General features: G+C 59.2%; 1 protein-coding gene. It reads left to right on the top strand.

The features are described 5' to 3' along the window. A partial coding sequence (locus tag NH195_RS18980) for a type VI secretion system Vgr family protein (protein ID WP_155846243.1) occupies positions 1 to 596 on the top strand: 596 nt, incomplete at both ends.

The raw sequence follows: 596 nt of genomic DNA, 5'->3' as shown, positions 1-596 counted from the left end.
CACGCCACCGTCACGCTGCGCACCCATGACGGCTCGGACAAGCCTTTCGATGGCATCATTTCCGAAGCGCGCTGGATGGGCGCGGGCGAAAACGGCCATCGTTATCGGCTGACCCTCAAGCCCTGGTTCTGGCTCGCCTCGCTCCGTCGCAACCAGCGGATTTTTCACAATAAAACCGTGGTTGACATCCTCACGGAGCTCCTCGGTGCCTATGCCTCGGCAGGCAAGATGGAGACCCGGCTGACGCTCGATTACCCGGAACTCGAATACACCGTTCAATACCGAGAAAGCGACATGGATTTCGCCGCGCGCCTCATGGAACGGCACGGGATTTCCTATCATTTTGAACAGGATAGCGGCTCTCACCTGATGGTTCTGACCGACATTGTCGAGAGCCATGCGACCATCGGCGAGCGCCCGTTCAAGCCCTATGATGGCCACCACCAGGAGGAAATCGAGCACTTCTGGGAATGGCGGCCAGCGCGGCGGATCACGACGGGGGCGGTGCGGCTCACGGATTACAATTTCAAGACGCCGACCGCGGCGATGGAAACCAATTCTTCATCTTCTTCGCGCTATGCTCAGGGCCAGATCGA

It is taken from the genome of Celeribacter ethanolicus (assembly GCF_001550095.1).
Classification (GTDB): domain Bacteria; phylum Pseudomonadota; class Alphaproteobacteria; order Rhodobacterales; family Rhodobacteraceae; genus Celeribacter; species Celeribacter ethanolicus.
The sequence above is the reverse complement of the archived record's forward strand: the minus strand, read 5'-3'. Positions and strand labels throughout refer to the sequence as shown.